The organism is Coprobacter tertius, assembly GCF_024330105.1.
In the GTDB taxonomy this organism is placed as follows: domain Bacteria; phylum Bacteroidota; class Bacteroidia; order Bacteroidales; family Coprobacteraceae; genus Coprobacter; species Coprobacter tertius.
Map to the genome: position 1 here is coordinate 70,069 of NZ_JANDHW010000004.1, position 15,988 is coordinate 86,056.

Here is a 15,988-nt window from a genome sequence, read left to right on the forward strand (position 1 = left end):
TTCATCAATATCGGGAAATCTTTTTCAGTCAAAAACTTTATGTTCGTATCACAATCAAAATAATTGTAATACCATTTATTCGCTATTAAATAATAACCGTTTTTACTATAATAATGCGATTTAAAAATACTACATCATTACATAACCCATCGTATTTTTATTATTTTTCATGAATAATTATAAAATATATACATATTATTTATTTCGATTAAAAATGAGATCAACAACAATAAAAAACGTCCTGCATATGATATGCAGGACGTTATAAAAGTATCGACCGTAAATTATTTTATTGTCTTTATTTTACCATACATAGGCGCTTGCGAAGAATTGAGAATAATCTGATATAAATAGATACCGGATAATCCGCTTTCTCCCTGTATAAATTGCAACCATTTTGCATAGGTCATAGATCCAGAATAAACGACACTTCCGTTTATATTATAAATATATACCCTGTTACCGGGAAATTCATCCAGTTTCCTGAAATCGGCATCATCGGTAACCGTTCCGTCGATTCCCAATATTTCAGTAGAAACCACATCGCTGTACTCAGACTCAGCTTCTCCTCCAAGTGCTTTCACCCGATAATAACGAGTCGCGTCTTCTTCCAAAGGATTAGTATCAAGATAGCTCATTTGGTTTGCATTCAATTTGGCTAATTCACCAAAACCCTCTGCAGCCTTTGTCGAAGACTCTACGACATAAGCATCATTAACAATCGAATAATCGCTCCATTGCAATAAAAGACCGTCGGTTTCTTCGGTCAGTTTAAGGCCAACCGGAGCCGTAGGGATATTTTTCAAAGTGCCTCTAAGCTCCCATTCAGATAAAGTTATCTTATTACCGAGACGAAGTTTAGAAATCGACAATTTAAATTTATTATAAGCAGCATCACCTACAGTAACATCATAACTTTTTTCCTCATATGCTTTACTGAAAATTTGACCACTTTGTGTATCCACTACTTTCCATTGTTCTCCATCTTCCGAAACCGACAATGTCCAATCAGCCGGAGGAGTAAGAGTTCCGCTACCACAGGTAAGGGAATATCCGCTAAGAATTACCGGTTTAACGGAAGAAAAAAAAATATCGAATGTTTCTCCTTCGCTAGTCCGAGTAGCCTCGTAAAAAGTCTTTTCATTTTTATCGAAAAGGTTTTCTACTCCGTTTTCGGCACTATTAGCATCGATCGAAGCAGAACCGGCTCCCCCTTCCATTACATTACCATCTGGATCTTTATAGTCGAATGGACATTCAGCCTGAGCTTTTGTCAACTGAAATTCCCATTCATCTTTCCAACCAAAAGCAACGGTAGCCTGACTTTTCAGATTTACTCCTGCAGCGGCACTGTAACAATGAATAAATTCACCCATATTCATATCACGAGTATAATCTCCGTTTTTCTGAGGAATCAGTTTCTTCATGTAAACAAAAAAATCGGCCAGTAATTTACTCCCCCCATACTGAGAATAAATAGGATAATAGAAATCACGGAACCAGTATATTCCGGGAGCCGGGGTAGAGCTATCGTTATTTTCCATCTGCATTTTTTTCCAACGCTCGGCCTGATCAGTAAGCCCACAACCTACATATACGTCATAATTAAATATTTCGGCATATTTACTATCTCCCCATACCACACGTTCGGGAGAACCATGTACATGCAACGATGCTCCTTCCATGATATGACCTATTTCATGTACCGGTAAATCGAGGTTATTACCGCCATAACTCTGCCATGCTTCATTGGTTCCGGCACCTGTACCTAAGTCAAGGATATTTTTATAATGATGGTCGGCACGACTCCAGGTAGAAGGATGTCCTCCGGAATACTTGCCGGCGTGAAAATATACTTCGAGACGCGGGTCACTATAATCCCCATAAACTTTTTTACAGTATCGCCAGATATCACCGAATACTTCTTTCGGCCAGGTAATCGACTTATCCATATCGTCGTCATAATAAATAGCAATGTCATCATCGTAATACTGTAATCTTAAAGTAGCTCTATGAACATCCCAGTCTTCATTTATAGTTTCCGCAGGAATGTTATTCATTGTCGTAGCATCTGTCGAAACCCAGTCAGACGAACCGATATCGTTTACCGCTTTAATACGGAAATAATAATGGGTTTCAGGAGTCAAACAAACAGCGCGATACCGAGTATTATCCCGATCGACGGTGGTAGACCAATCCCATGTTGCATTATCGGTCGACCGTTCGATAACAAAATAGTCTTCATTATCCGAAGCATCACTCCATGTTAAAATGATTTGATTACTCGAAGGCATAATCTGAACTTCTCCGTTACTACTCATTTCACTCAAGAATTTAAAATTTGAGGGAGTAGCAGGAACCGCGTCATTACGGGTAATTTCGCAATCAGCATACAATGTAAATTCCGCCATCTGCGTCATCGAACCACCGTTATTGCTTTTAATATTCAAACGATAATATTTATACGACTTCGTATTTGAGATAGCATAATGCAGTTTTGCCTTGCGCCCCGGGAATGCAATATAATTTCTCGAATCTAATTCGCTCCAAGTAGAATTATCATTTGAACCTTCCAAAACCCAATTTTTAGGATCACGTTCAGAAGCATCATTCCCCGATACAATAGAATACTGAGTTACAACGGCACCTTGAGGAAACTCATATTTTACCCAACCCGAATTTTTATTAAACAAATATTTCGTATCTACAGAACCATCAATCAGTTTAGAAGTATTTTCATTATTATTCAACCCGGCATATTGAGAGGTGATTTTTCCAGATACATCTGCCGTAATAGCACTCAAATTCGGTAACTTCAATGTTGCGACACCAACTGCATCCGAAGTTTCGGAAATACCGCCTTTACGACCTACAACACGATATAAGTATGGTGCAGAAGCACTTACTGTTTCATCGATATAAAATTCTGTTCCAGCCGGCACGATAGCGACTCTTTGGAATGTGGTTCCATCGCTCGAACGTTGTACCCAATACTCAGTCGCATCTTCGCTTCCAGTCCAGATAAGTTTAACACTATTCGGCGTAAAAGACCGTCCCTTTACACCCGTCGGAGCTGCGGCATCCGCAACCCCGTGAAACATCAGACATCCGAGAGCTATAACTCCGAATTTCCGATACGTATGTCTATTAAATTTCATAGAGCATCATTTAAAAGGTTAATATTTGTGGTTTTATCATACATACTCAAATCATCCGATTTACTACCGGACTAACATCATAAAAAAGAATCAGTATATTAGATGAGGATATCGAAAACAGAAGCACTTTAAAAAAATTTTAGATTATTTCTACGCTCTCAAACCATAATCTTACATATATAACTGAATTCTACAACAAATATACGGTATTTTTTATAATATCAAATTTTGGAAAAGATAAATCTTTCAAATTAAAACTATCAATAGTACTCTTGAAAGACATTTTAAAATAAAGGTGGCACAATTTTTATCATGCCACCCCATTAAAAACAACAAATGATCGGACTTACTAATTTGCCCCGATTTCCCAACCGGTATTTTGTACAAGCATAGAATTTATACTCAGTTCATCTTTCGGAATCGGGAATAAATAATGTTTTTTATTAAATACCCGTTTTTCGAATACGATATTATTAAAGAATAAAGGCGGATCATTATTTATATCCAAACCATGCATCTCGCCGCCTTCTCCACCTTTGTGATATGCAGGATAAACCCAATCGTCACCTGTAGCCATATCGGCAACGCACCAACGACGCACATCGAAGTAACGATGATTTTCAAAGGCCAACTCGATCGTACGTTCCCTCCTGATGCGATTACGTAATTCATCCTGATCTTTCGATATGGTTATACGCTCAAACCCATTGGCATCTGTACCTTCTCCATATTCAGGAATACCTGCACGTTCCCGGATATAATTAACATATTTGATGGCTTCATCCACATCACCACATTCATTCAACGCTTCGGCATAATTAAGGTAAATCTCCGCCAAACGCATCAGAATACATGCCCTGTCTCCAGATGTACTCCAATCTCCCAAAGGAGCTCCTTTACGTACCAAATAACCGGTAACTGAATAGTTATTCTGTCCTACGGCTTTTCCCGAATTACCATTATAATATAATGTCGTCGTTATTTCTTCAGGATCTGTTTTTAACCACACAGAATTATTAAAGGTTACATCGGCATAAAAACGCGGTTCTCGCTCAACCCACTGATTCAAAGTATTCACTTTAGCAAACACCCGTGAAGGAACAACCGGATCGGTGTACTTTTTACGAGACATAGATATTCCATTAATATATTCTTGATCTTCGGTTATACGTAATCCGTTTTTAGTATAATAAAGATCGACCATTTCTTGCGTCATCGACTTTCCGCAACCACCGCTATATCCCGGAGAGGGGGCACCGTTATGAAACGGAGTCAGGTCATACTGAAAAATAGATGTAGCATTATACAATCGATAAAATATAATCTCGGGATTATACAGATTATCTCCCCGAACAACTTCCCGATACGACATATATGCATCTATTTTCTTTCCCGATCCCGGCTGGTAATCTTTGCCATCGGTATCGATCCGATACAAGTCATAAACCGAAGGAACATATTCTTTAATAAAATCCCGCATTGCATCTCTTGCTATTTCCCATTTTTTCTGACTTTTTTCTTTGGGAAACAAATACTTGCCATCGTGATTTTTCATATTAGCGTACACATCGCTACCGCCATTATACAAAGGGCTGGCAGCATATAACAGAACCTGAGTACGCACAGCTAAAGCAATAGGTCTTGTAATACGTCCCAATGAATTATTATCGGCTACAACAGGAAGATCATCAGCAGCCATTTTCAATTGTTTCTCTATAAAATCAATGCATTCCTCCACACTGTTGCGCGGCAATTGCACTTCGCCAAATGTAGCATCGGGAGAGATTACCTTATCTCCTAAAATAACGACAGGACCATATATTTTAAATAAATTAAAATAATACATAGCTCTTAATGCCCGTGCTTCGGCTTTACGATACTGACGAGTAAGAGGAGGCATTTCTTTACATTTGTCCACATTTTCTATAAATATGCTGGCTCTCGAAATTCCTTTATAATATTCATCCCAAAATCTTTTGCATAAATCATGAGCGGGTTCGAGTCCTCCGCTATTTAAAACCTGAGATGCTACAAATCCCCACACATATTCGGCTTCACTCGATCCACCGGTCCACGCCCCCGAAGTATTAGCCCCCATACGTTGATTAAATTCGTCGGGAACGAATGAATATACGTTTGCAAGAAACTGTTCAGTCAACGTATTACTTTTAAATGTTGTCTCTAACGTAAGGTCGTCATTCGGAATCGTATCGAAAAAATCACTACAGGCGACCAGCGACATGACAGTTAAAGGTATTATCAGATATTTCTTAAATCGTTTCATTTATGATATATGTTTTTTTTAAGATTAGAAATTAAAGTTCAATCCGATAGAATAACTACTGATATTAGGATATGCTCCTCCGTTCGAAGTATTTAACTCGGGATCCCACAATTTAAATGGAGAAAAAGTAAACAGATTACTTCCCATTACATAAATACGAGCATTTTTTATCATAATCTTTTCCATCCATTTACGAGGTAAATTATATGAAATAGAAAGTTGTTTGAAACGTAAATAACTAATATCTTTTACCCACCAAGTACTGGGCTTAAAATTATTCACATTATGAGCATCACCTCCTCCCCATGCCAAACGAGGATAAAAAACATTCTGATTAGTAGGATCATCGGCAGACCATCGATCGGTTATATTCGAATATAGATTTCCTATACCGCCGTCACCGATAAAAGGTTGTATACTTTTACCGCTTAAAAGGACATCGGCACCGTGAGTTCCCTGAAATAAAGCCCCAATCGCAAAATTACCGATTTGTATATCTACTCCGAACCCATATACCAGATTAGGAACGCGTCCTCGCCCAATCTTGGTCACATCATTCTGATCTATGGCACCGTCATTATTCAAATCGGCATATTTTATATCCCCTATTCTCGAGGTTTCTCCGGGCTCTGACTCCCCGAACTGACGGGCATGTTGCTTTATTTCTTCCTCACTCGTAAAAAGACCTTCCGCAACATAACCGTATCTCGCCAATACATTACGCCCTCTTTTCTCCATCCAAGGATAAGGCTGTGTCGGCTGATCATCTTCGATAATTTTATCTTCATTTAAAGAAAGATTAGCACGAGCCGTAATTGCGACATTCTTAGCCAAACGTTGCGTATAATCCATAGATATTTCAACACCTTTATTGTCTACTACACCCAAATTGGCCCACGGCATCGAACTTAATCCGACAAACCCGGGAACAGCCGCACGCTCGAGAAATATCCCCGTACGATGCTCTTTATAAAAATCGAAAATAAAAGATAACTGATCGTTCAGGAACTTGAGATCGATACCTAAATCCTGTTTTCTCGAAACCGACCAGCGTATATCAGTACCGTAATCGGTTATGGCGATACCTTCCATCACTTTCTTTTCATTTCCGAAAGCATATCCGGTTTGTCCCGATTTTACGATTGTCAGATAACCGAAACGACGATTTCCGGCAACATCACTTCCCACCAAACCATTTGTGTATCTTACTTTCAGAAATGAGACATAAGGTTTTATCACTTTCCAGAAAGGTTCTTCAGATACAGCCCAGCCAGCTCCGAAGGCAGGGAAAAAGCCATACCTGTTTTTCGGTGAAAAATTTTCAGAAGCGTTATAACCGGCATTGAACTCCAAAAAATACCTGTCGAGAAAAGCATAAGTTACGCGCCCCGATATACCTCTGTTCTTATACGGTATAGCGGCGATAAAATCACCGGCATTCGCATCACGGTATGTTTTCAGATTAAATAAGAATAACGCTCCTACCCGATGATTCTTAGCAAAAACACGATCATAATTCAATGCCGTTTCAAAATAAAAACTACGGTTGCCGAATAATGCACGACTATATGACAACGTTGGCGGATTGGCCTCCCAGGTACGTACCAACTTTAAGTTGCCGCTTTCATCGTAAGGATTCAGCCATAATCCAGTGGCAGGATCGCGGCCCACATCAGACGAAAGATAATAGGTATTCGCCTCTTTCTGATTATATATATTCTGATTATTATTTACATCGAAAGCAATCATAGCGTATGCCTTCAGACCTTTACTCCATTTCCAATAATCGAAATCTTGCGTTACACGTAAATTAGAATTTACCTGATTCCGATATTCATTTTTATATCCGCGCTGAGTAATCTCACCATAAGGATTTCGCATTCCGTAATTAGTACTTATTCCCGGTACGGAACCATCGGGATATAAAACCGGGAAATCGACGGGAGTAACATCCATTGCCTGCACGAAAGCCTCTGTTGTACCTACATAAGGATAATTACCTTCAGAAAAATAACCGTAAACACCAATATCGACAGCTGTTTTGTCAGTAGCCTTCAGATTGATATTCGTCGTATAATTATACCGGGTAAAACTCATATCGGCATTATAATTTGCTAAGGCATCCGTCTTAGTCAATCCGGTCTCATTGTAATAAGACAAAGAAGCATAATATGAAGCATTCGGCACACCACCCCTTACATTTATATTGGCCCGGCGATTATGCCCCCAATCATTAAAGACTTCCTTCATCCAATCGACCGACGGATATAAATAGCTGTTGTACCTCGAAGGATCATCGTTAGGAATAAAACCGTTCGCTTTTTTTGTAGCGGTTATAAACTCAGGTGTATACTTAACGGCATCTCCTCCGGGGCTGCTATTTGCATACGCTTCATTAGCGGCTTCCATATAATCTATTCCATTAGCCAGACTTACCGTTTTGAAAAAACGCGTAAATCCTTCATAATAATCAATTGAAAACGAAGGTTTCCCCGGTTTTCCGGGCTTCGTTTTTATTATAATCACACCATTTGCACCACGTACTCCATAAACGGCCGTAGCTGAAGCATCTTTCAATACGGTAAACGATTCGATATCTTCAGGGTCGATATTCGAAAAAGACCGTTCAACACCATCTACCAATATGAGCGGACTTTGGTTCTGATTGGTAAATGTAGAAATACCCCGAATCCAAATATCAGAGTCGTCATGCCCCGGTTCACCGCTTTTCTGTATTACGACAACACCCGATAATCGTCCGGCAAGCGACGATGCAAGGTTACCCGCCGGAGTCTTCAGATCTTTTACTTTTAATTGAGACTGAGCTCCTACAGCTGCAATTTTTCGCTGTTCTCCGTAACCGACAACTACTACTTCATTTAGTTCAGAAATGTTTTCTTCAAGTACGATATCAAGTATTTGTTGTTTAGGTCCTACCTGTATTTCTTGCGTTTTATATCCCAAATAGGTAACCACCAATACCGGCCGGTCACTTTCCAGAACAATGTTATAAGTTCCGTCTACAGAAGTAACCGTATTGTTATTCGTTCCTTTTTCCTTTATATTCACTCCGATCATAATCTCGCCCTTCTCATCGGTCACACGTCCCGACAATCGTATATTCGCTGAAAAAGCCGCAACGGGCAAGAGCCATAAAATAATTATTACAAGGCATATCTGCCGGAGACTCCGTATCTTATTTTTGGAAATCATATTTTAATTCTAATTATTCAATATTATAGACACCTTATCCTCATACCCTTAAAGCTGATTCACAGGATATTACTACCCAACAACACACCTAAATCGATATGAAAATATAAATGAAAGTATTGCGGCCGGCACATTCTTATGATATTTAACCGAACATGCCGGCCGACTACTATTCTTATAAGTTAACAACTTTAAAGGTCATCGTTTTTCCGTTCTCAACAACACGTACTACATATATTCCTTTCGTTGGCAATTGTATACCCGTATCGGCTGACATTGCGGATGAGCCGGCAATTAATCTGCCGTTCAGGTCGAATACGACAATCTCGGCTTTTCCAATACCGGTTATAAACAATTTTCCGTTTTGAACATAAGGTACATACTCATTTTCGTCTGAATCAATATTTTCTATCCCCGAAATAATCTTTTTCTGTATCTGTAATGTCGGAAATTCGTTAGACTCGATTTTCCATACCGAAGAAAAATCCCACTCTAAAGCTTCATAAGTAGATTGTTTATAAAAACTGCTCAGATCCTTTTTGGCAGATTCACTCGGTTGATCATATCCGGGAACACTTTCGTCACCCACTGACAAAACCATATCCGAACGATATAAACTATTAGATATTACAGCTACATCACCTCTTGCGATCCACGGATTAGTCGTTCCTCCAGTTACCGAAGAAGCCAGCGAAACCACCCCGTACAATTCATTATTCCCGTCATACGAAAGACCGACCAAGCCTCCTGCATTTTTCTGCCAATCGGTAGTAGGTGCGGTTACGGTACCTGAAGAATATGACCGTTCTATTTTCGTTGATTGTATAACACCGGCTAAGCCTCCGACCTGTGCCATACGGGTTGACATCGTAGCCCGACAGTAACAATCTGAAATTGAGGAAGCACCTCCCGTATAAGTCATACCGACTATACCTCCGACATGGTCGTTTCCTTCAATAGTTCCGGTAACCCAAACCTGAGAGAATGTAGTACCAGTCGCGCCTCCGGAAACAGCAGCCACATCGGCATTTCCTATAATTTCAACATCGATCACACCCAGATTTTTAATGACTGCTCCGCTAGTATATCCGAAAAGTCCCACTTCATTTCCACCTGCATTATTATATTTCAAATTAATAATAGAATAACCGTTACCGTCTAATTTACCCTTGAAAGGATTTTGCTTATTCCCTATAGGAGTCCAAGAAGCGATAGAAGTAAGATCGATATTACAAGTTAATTTATAATCGCCCATCATATCCTCTGTTATATTCATCAAATCTTCCACCGAACTGATCTCTTTTTTCAACGATTCGCCATCTATCACTTCAATATCGAAATATGTCTCCGATTCCGTAATAAATTCGGTAGCATCTGTCGACGATTTCACTGTAGCAGTCCCAAATTGCAAATTATCACCTATTGTTCCGAAAAGGGCAAAATCAATCTCATCATAAGCATTATATTCAAGCCACATCGTTACAATCGTATTTTCCTGAGGTGTCTCAAAGTATATAGGCTGCCCCATCGATCCGTACCCTTTTATTTTCATTGAATTCCCTTTTACCAAACGCACCTTTTCTCGTGGTAAATTCAAAACAGATGCGGTTATAGGTGTTTTTTGCCATGCGAGAATAGGATAGATCACACCTTCACCCGCCATCTTCCAGATCGTAGTCATATCCCAATTCAACTGTGTCTCATAAAATTCAGAAGAATACACAAATTCTCGAGCTGTCGTTATACCGTTCAATCCTTCTGATATAGATTCCGGATCTTCAGGATCATAGCCCTGCAACGTACTCTCAGATTCCCCCCTCATTACATCATAACGGGCATAATTATTATTCAATGTAGCTTCCCTATTGTCTTTTGTAGCCAAAATACGACCTACATTTCTACCCAGCATAAAGGGTGAATGGCATATACAATTAGAAATCGTTTGCTCCACACCGTTATCGATCAACGAAACAATTCCGCCGGCATTCGAGGCTTGGGTTTTCACAATACCTGAATAAAAACATTTGTCGATGATGCCGTCTCCCATAGTTCCGGCAATACCTCCAGCCTGTGTCGAACGAGAAGTGACTTCTGCTGTCGCATAACAATTCTGCACGATCGTACTGCCTTCTCCGTTAGGTAAAATACCTCCGATGATCGAACCGACATGATCTCGCCCTTCGATATAACTATTTGCAACATAACATTCCGTGATTTTCGTATTCTCAGCCGCTCCGACCAAAGCTCCCACATTTACATCACCGATCAACTCTGCATTCTCTAAACCGAGTTTGCTGATAACCGCCCCTTTGGTCGATCCAAAGAGTCCGACATTACTTTTTTTCTCATCTCCAAAAGTTATCCCTTTTATTATATGGCCATTACCATTCAATATCCCCGAAAAACCTTCGATAGGTTCCCAAGGAGCATCCAAAACGATGTCTTCTTCAAGAGTATATTCACCTACAAGATCATAACGTATATTATTCAAATCTTCAGCTGTACGTATCGAAGAGGATACCGTAATTACGTTAAGATGATACTCCGACGAAGCCGGCATAACCAAACTATTACCTGCCGTAGAAGCTTTAATAACGGTTTTTCCTGCTTTTAAACATGAAATTTTACCTTCTGCATCTATCGTTGCTACTTCCGGATCCTCTGATGTATAAGTAACATCGAGTCCCATAACAGAATATGCTGTAACCGAAATATCGGTACCTGAAGAAACATTTCCCGGTTCTGTCGGTAACCCTACCACACGATCGATATTAAGAGCTTCTTCAGGTTGCCAAAGTAATACCGGATAATTACCGTCATTCATTCTCCAAACACTTTCATCCCAACCCAATATACTTTTATAAAAGGCTGAACTCTTCAACTCATCCATTGTTTTGCTCTCTCCCTGTGGCATATCAGAGCCTATCATCGCTTCTTCGTCGTCGATCTGCACCCCGTTAATCAGCATATTCTGCAATGCATAATTATTCATTAACTTATATGGCATACCTTTATCATTATCTCCCCGATTAGCTAAAATACGACGTGTAATTGTCCCCCCTTTCAAGTATGGAGATACAACTACTGAATTCGAAATGATATTCGCATCGTCGCCATAAACTTCCGATGCTTTATATATAAGAGAAACAATACCGCCCGTATTGGAATTGGGAGTAGAACATACGCCGGCAAAATATACATTATGTATTTCAACATCAGCCGCCAGTCCGAGAATACCTCCACATTGATAAGATACAGATACTACCTCTGCCGTAGAAAAACAATTAAAAATCATCGATTTTCCATTTCCTTCGGGATCGGTCGGATAGGTACCTCCTACAACTCCGCCAACATGGTCATAACCTTGTATATACCCAGTTGTATAACAACCCTCTATTGTTGAAGCAGTTGCCTTACCGATAATGGCGCCTACATCAGCGCGCCCTATAAAATATACATCTTCAAAACCGACGTTTTTGATCGTAGCATTTTGTGCTACTCCTATGAACCCGACGTTATTAGCAGTCTCATCACTAAACTTCAATCCTTTTATTATATGACCGTTCCCATCGAACGTACCTGTAAAAGGATCATCTGTCGTTCCCAGAGGAACCCAATCTTCGGAGAGAGAGAGATCCGCTACCAATTTATAACTTCCTTCCGGATTATCCATTATCGACTTTAATTGATCGACTGTCGAAATTTCAGTTTGTGCCCACAAAGGTTGAGACATAAAAGCACACAGAAGAATAAATAACATCTTCTTTACAGATCCGAAACGATAATAACACGATCCGGATAAAGTTTTTGTAACCTTACTCATGATATCAGATTTTAAAATTTGCAGATTTAAGATTTATTACCTTATTAATAATATATATTACTCTATCACAAGGACATAAAGATGCCCTGTATTCGTATCTATCTTCCCATAATCAATGTCAATAATTAATCGGGAAGCCTGCCCACCCCCCAATTTTTATTAGGAGTCTCTCCCATTTGGAGAATCAGAGTACCGCCTTTTAATAATTCCCGGGCCGGGAACCAGAAATTATTCAAGGGTTTACCATTCAAAATCGCACTTTGTACATATTTATTTTTTCTCGAAACATCTTTCGCCTCTATCGTAAATGTATTTCCTCTTCCGAAACGTTTGCCCAAATCGATCACCGCTTTACTGAACAACGGACTCGCTATTTCATATACAGGATCCACACGACAGCCTCCGTCAGTTTGGAAAAGTCCCAGAGAAGCCATAACCATCCAGGCACTCATCTGTCCTTGGTCCTCATCACCCAAATAAGCATTTCCAATTCCTTTTCCATAGTAACGGTCGATTACCGAACGACTCCATTTCTGCGTAAGCCAGGGTTCTCCTGCCCAATTGAACAGAAAAGCAAAATGCATCGACTGCTGATTTCCTTGTACAACCGGATAATCCCAATATTTATCATTAGGAGCATTATATCTTACAGACTCGCTTACCTGAAATCCCCAATCGAGCCTTTTTATAAACTTTTCACGCCCGATTATATCGATTAAAGCCGGTACATCCTGAGGGACAAAATAGCTGAGTTGCCAAGCATTCCCTTCTACATATTGAGCATTACGTCCACTCGTAAAAGGATCGAAAGGAGTTACAAAACATCCGTCACTATTTCTCAGCTGCGCATATCCACTATCAGGTTCGATCGCATTTTTCCACCAATATCCCCGATCGATAAATGTCTTATATTCATCCGGTTTATTTAATGATTTTGCAAACTGAGCTACCGTCCAGTCATCATAAGAATACTCGAGTGTATTTGAAAACCTTCCCAAATCGGCCGGCACAAACTTATATTTGAGATAGTGTTCCAAATCTCGGTTTCCGGCAAACCCACCATCTACTTTTCGAGCAGATGTCGTCTGCATCTTTTTCACCGCTTCAAAAGCCTTTTGTACATCGTAATCCCGTATTCCCATCTGATAGGCTCCTACGATAAGCGGAATTTCATGTTCGGCTACCATCACCGGCACATATTCCATTCCAGCCGGACCTTTTGCAAGCCATCCACCTGCATCATACATAGCTAATTGCGAATTCACCCAACGATTACTCCATTCGGGTACGACAAGATTCCAAAACTGATTCAGGTTCCAGAAAGTATTCCAGAAAGCGTCGCAACCCAAAGCAACGTGATCGGGATTATCAAATTTGCGTATTCTCTCACCGGCATCCCGCCACTCGCCATTTACGTCACTCCAAATATTTCGACTACATATCGAACGATACATATTGTTATAAAAACGTTTCTTTTCAGAAAAATCATTCGATTCTACTTTTACCCGTTCCAACAAATCATTCCATACATTCAGTTGATTGTTTCTTACCGCATCGAAACTCCAGTTAAACGGTTGGGTTATTTCAGTTTCAAGATTTAAAGAAGCATTCTCTACACTCACCAGAGACACGCCTGTACGTAGCTGGACGACAGGATTTTTTTTCACATCAAATTCCACATACAAACCGGCCGATTTCAAATTATTTCCCGCAAACTCTTTGCCTTCGGTTACGATATCATTCAACCATCCTCCGGTTTTGATAATCGGGCGATCAAACTCAATTACAAAAAACAACGTATAGTCCTGATCGGCATCTGCTCCCCAAACTCCTTTAGATAATTGATGCGAATATCCTTCGATGCGATAATCCGAAACTTGCTTCACCTGCAACTCGAGAACTTCATATCCATACTCCGCCGGTATTTTAAAATCGATCATAACCCGGCCATTTCCTCCGTCTTTAGGGTAAGTATACCGTTGAAACCCACAGCGAGTAGTCGCCGTTAATTCTGCAAGAATATCGTAATCGGTTAGCTTTACCTTATAATAGCCGATAGGAGCTTCTTCAGAAGATCGATCGATACGAGATCGATAGCCGTCCGGATCATTCTCTTTTCCTATCCGAGTAACCAATTTCCCATTTGTCGGGAACAGTCCTAATCCGGCCATAGTCCATTCATGTATATGACTGAAGGTTCCGATCGATTCTATCGAAGGTTGATATCCCGATTGCCAACCGGGATTCTGATTATCGGGACTCAGTTTTACCATACTGAAAGGCATCCAAGGCCCGGGGGCAATCATCCATCTCGAATGAGCCGACCCCATTCTCGTATCTATATAATCTGCAGCAGTTTGAATGCTCTGAGGAGACCGAAGAACCATCCCCTCCTGATATAATTCCCTATTTACATAAACGGCATATTTACTGTTTTTCTGTTTTTTTACAGCAGGCATCGGTACTTCATAAATATAACGACCAGTATCGGGCCTTTCCTCAAAAATATTTTTTCCATCCAGATATACCTGTAATAACGGCTTACCCGAAAGATGTTCTATATCTACAAGCAAAGGTTGAAATCGTTTCTTCGATACTTTTAGCTCATAATCTGCCGGAGAAATATTCCTAACAAACAGATTCTCGGCAGTCATCATTTTTAAGCCTTCGGGAACTTCCAACTCGATGTTATCGAACATAATCCATGAACCTTCCCAAATCGTAAGAGTAATTTCATTTCCTCCCTTTTTCAATTTTTCTACCGGAAAAGATATTTTGATTTCGGAACCGGCACCTTCAACCGGACCCTTCTTTAATGTTTCTTCTGTTCCTTTACCAATAACAACACCATTATATATCTGCTCCCCATTAAGCAAAACTTTCAATACTGGCGCATTATTCCGGGCTGCATCCGTAGTACGAACGATCAAGTTGGCGATACCCTCACTTTTAGTTTCTCTAATTCCAAAAAGTATATTCATATCATTTATTCTGATACCGGCCATTCCTCCTGTTCCTCCCCATACATCACGAGGCCCAGGAAGAACATAAGGAAATGATTCGCTTTCCTGTGAATAACCAACAAGAAAATATCGGTCTTCATACCCAAAATCATTTGCTAAAAATTCATTATATTTATCGGGAGCTAAAGCAAATTCTGCAGAAGAATTATTTTTTACACCTATATTCCATAATGTTTTTATGCCTGCATTTACCAGACAAGAATACAGAATACCACAAACCAATAAAACCGATCGCATTTTCATGATATTTAAATTAAGTTGCATCATCTTCCTCTTTACTCTCATTATAATTTCTATACCGTATCTACTACTCTTCATCAGATCATACAATAATATGTACCCGAAAAAATTAATATGTTCAAACATTGCAAATATATTATTTTTTTATTACACACAAAAAATAATTACAAAATATTTTCTATATTTTTTATAACGCACTATATTTCAGTATATTATTATCTAATATATAAAATATACAATTGTACAA

5 protein-coding genes are annotated in these 15,988 nt (G+C 39.6%); all 5 read right to left on the reverse strand.

Translation table 11 applies throughout. The features are described from left to right. Positions 1–284: 284 nt before the first annotated feature. Positions 285–3,158, reverse strand: coding sequence for a fibronectin type III domain-containing protein (locus tag NMU02_RS05245; protein WP_255026316.1), 2,874 nt, complete (start codon positions 3,156–3,158; stop codon positions 285–287). A 349-nt stretch (positions 3,159–3,507) separates the two neighbouring features. Continuing rightward, positions 3,508–5,442 carry a RagB/SusD family nutrient uptake outer membrane protein gene (locus NMU02_RS05250; protein WP_255026317.1) on the reverse strand — a complete coding sequence of 645 codons (1,935 nt, stop codon included), beginning with the start codon at positions 5,440–5,442 and terminating at the stop codon, positions 3,508–3,510. A 24-nt stretch (positions 5,443–5,466) separates the two neighbouring features. Then, complete coding sequence (locus NMU02_RS05255) at positions 5,467–8,655, reverse strand: SusC/RagA family TonB-linked outer membrane protein (protein ID WP_255026319.1); 3,189 nt, start codon at positions 8,653–8,655, stop codon at positions 5,467–5,469. 175 nt (positions 8,656–8,830) lie between these two features. Further along, complete coding sequence (locus tag NMU02_RS05260) at positions 8,831–12,478, reverse strand: immunoglobulin-like domain-containing protein (RefSeq protein WP_255026321.1); 3,648 nt, start codon at positions 12,476–12,478, stop codon at positions 8,831–8,833. Between the two features lie 125 nt (positions 12,479–12,603). Continuing rightward, on the reverse strand, positions 12,604–15,819 hold the full coding sequence (locus NMU02_RS05265; protein ID WP_255026323.1) for a GH92 family glycosyl hydrolase: 3,216 nt from the start codon (positions 15,817–15,819) through the stop codon (positions 12,604–12,606). Between the last annotated feature and the right edge of the window lie 169 nt (positions 15,820–15,988).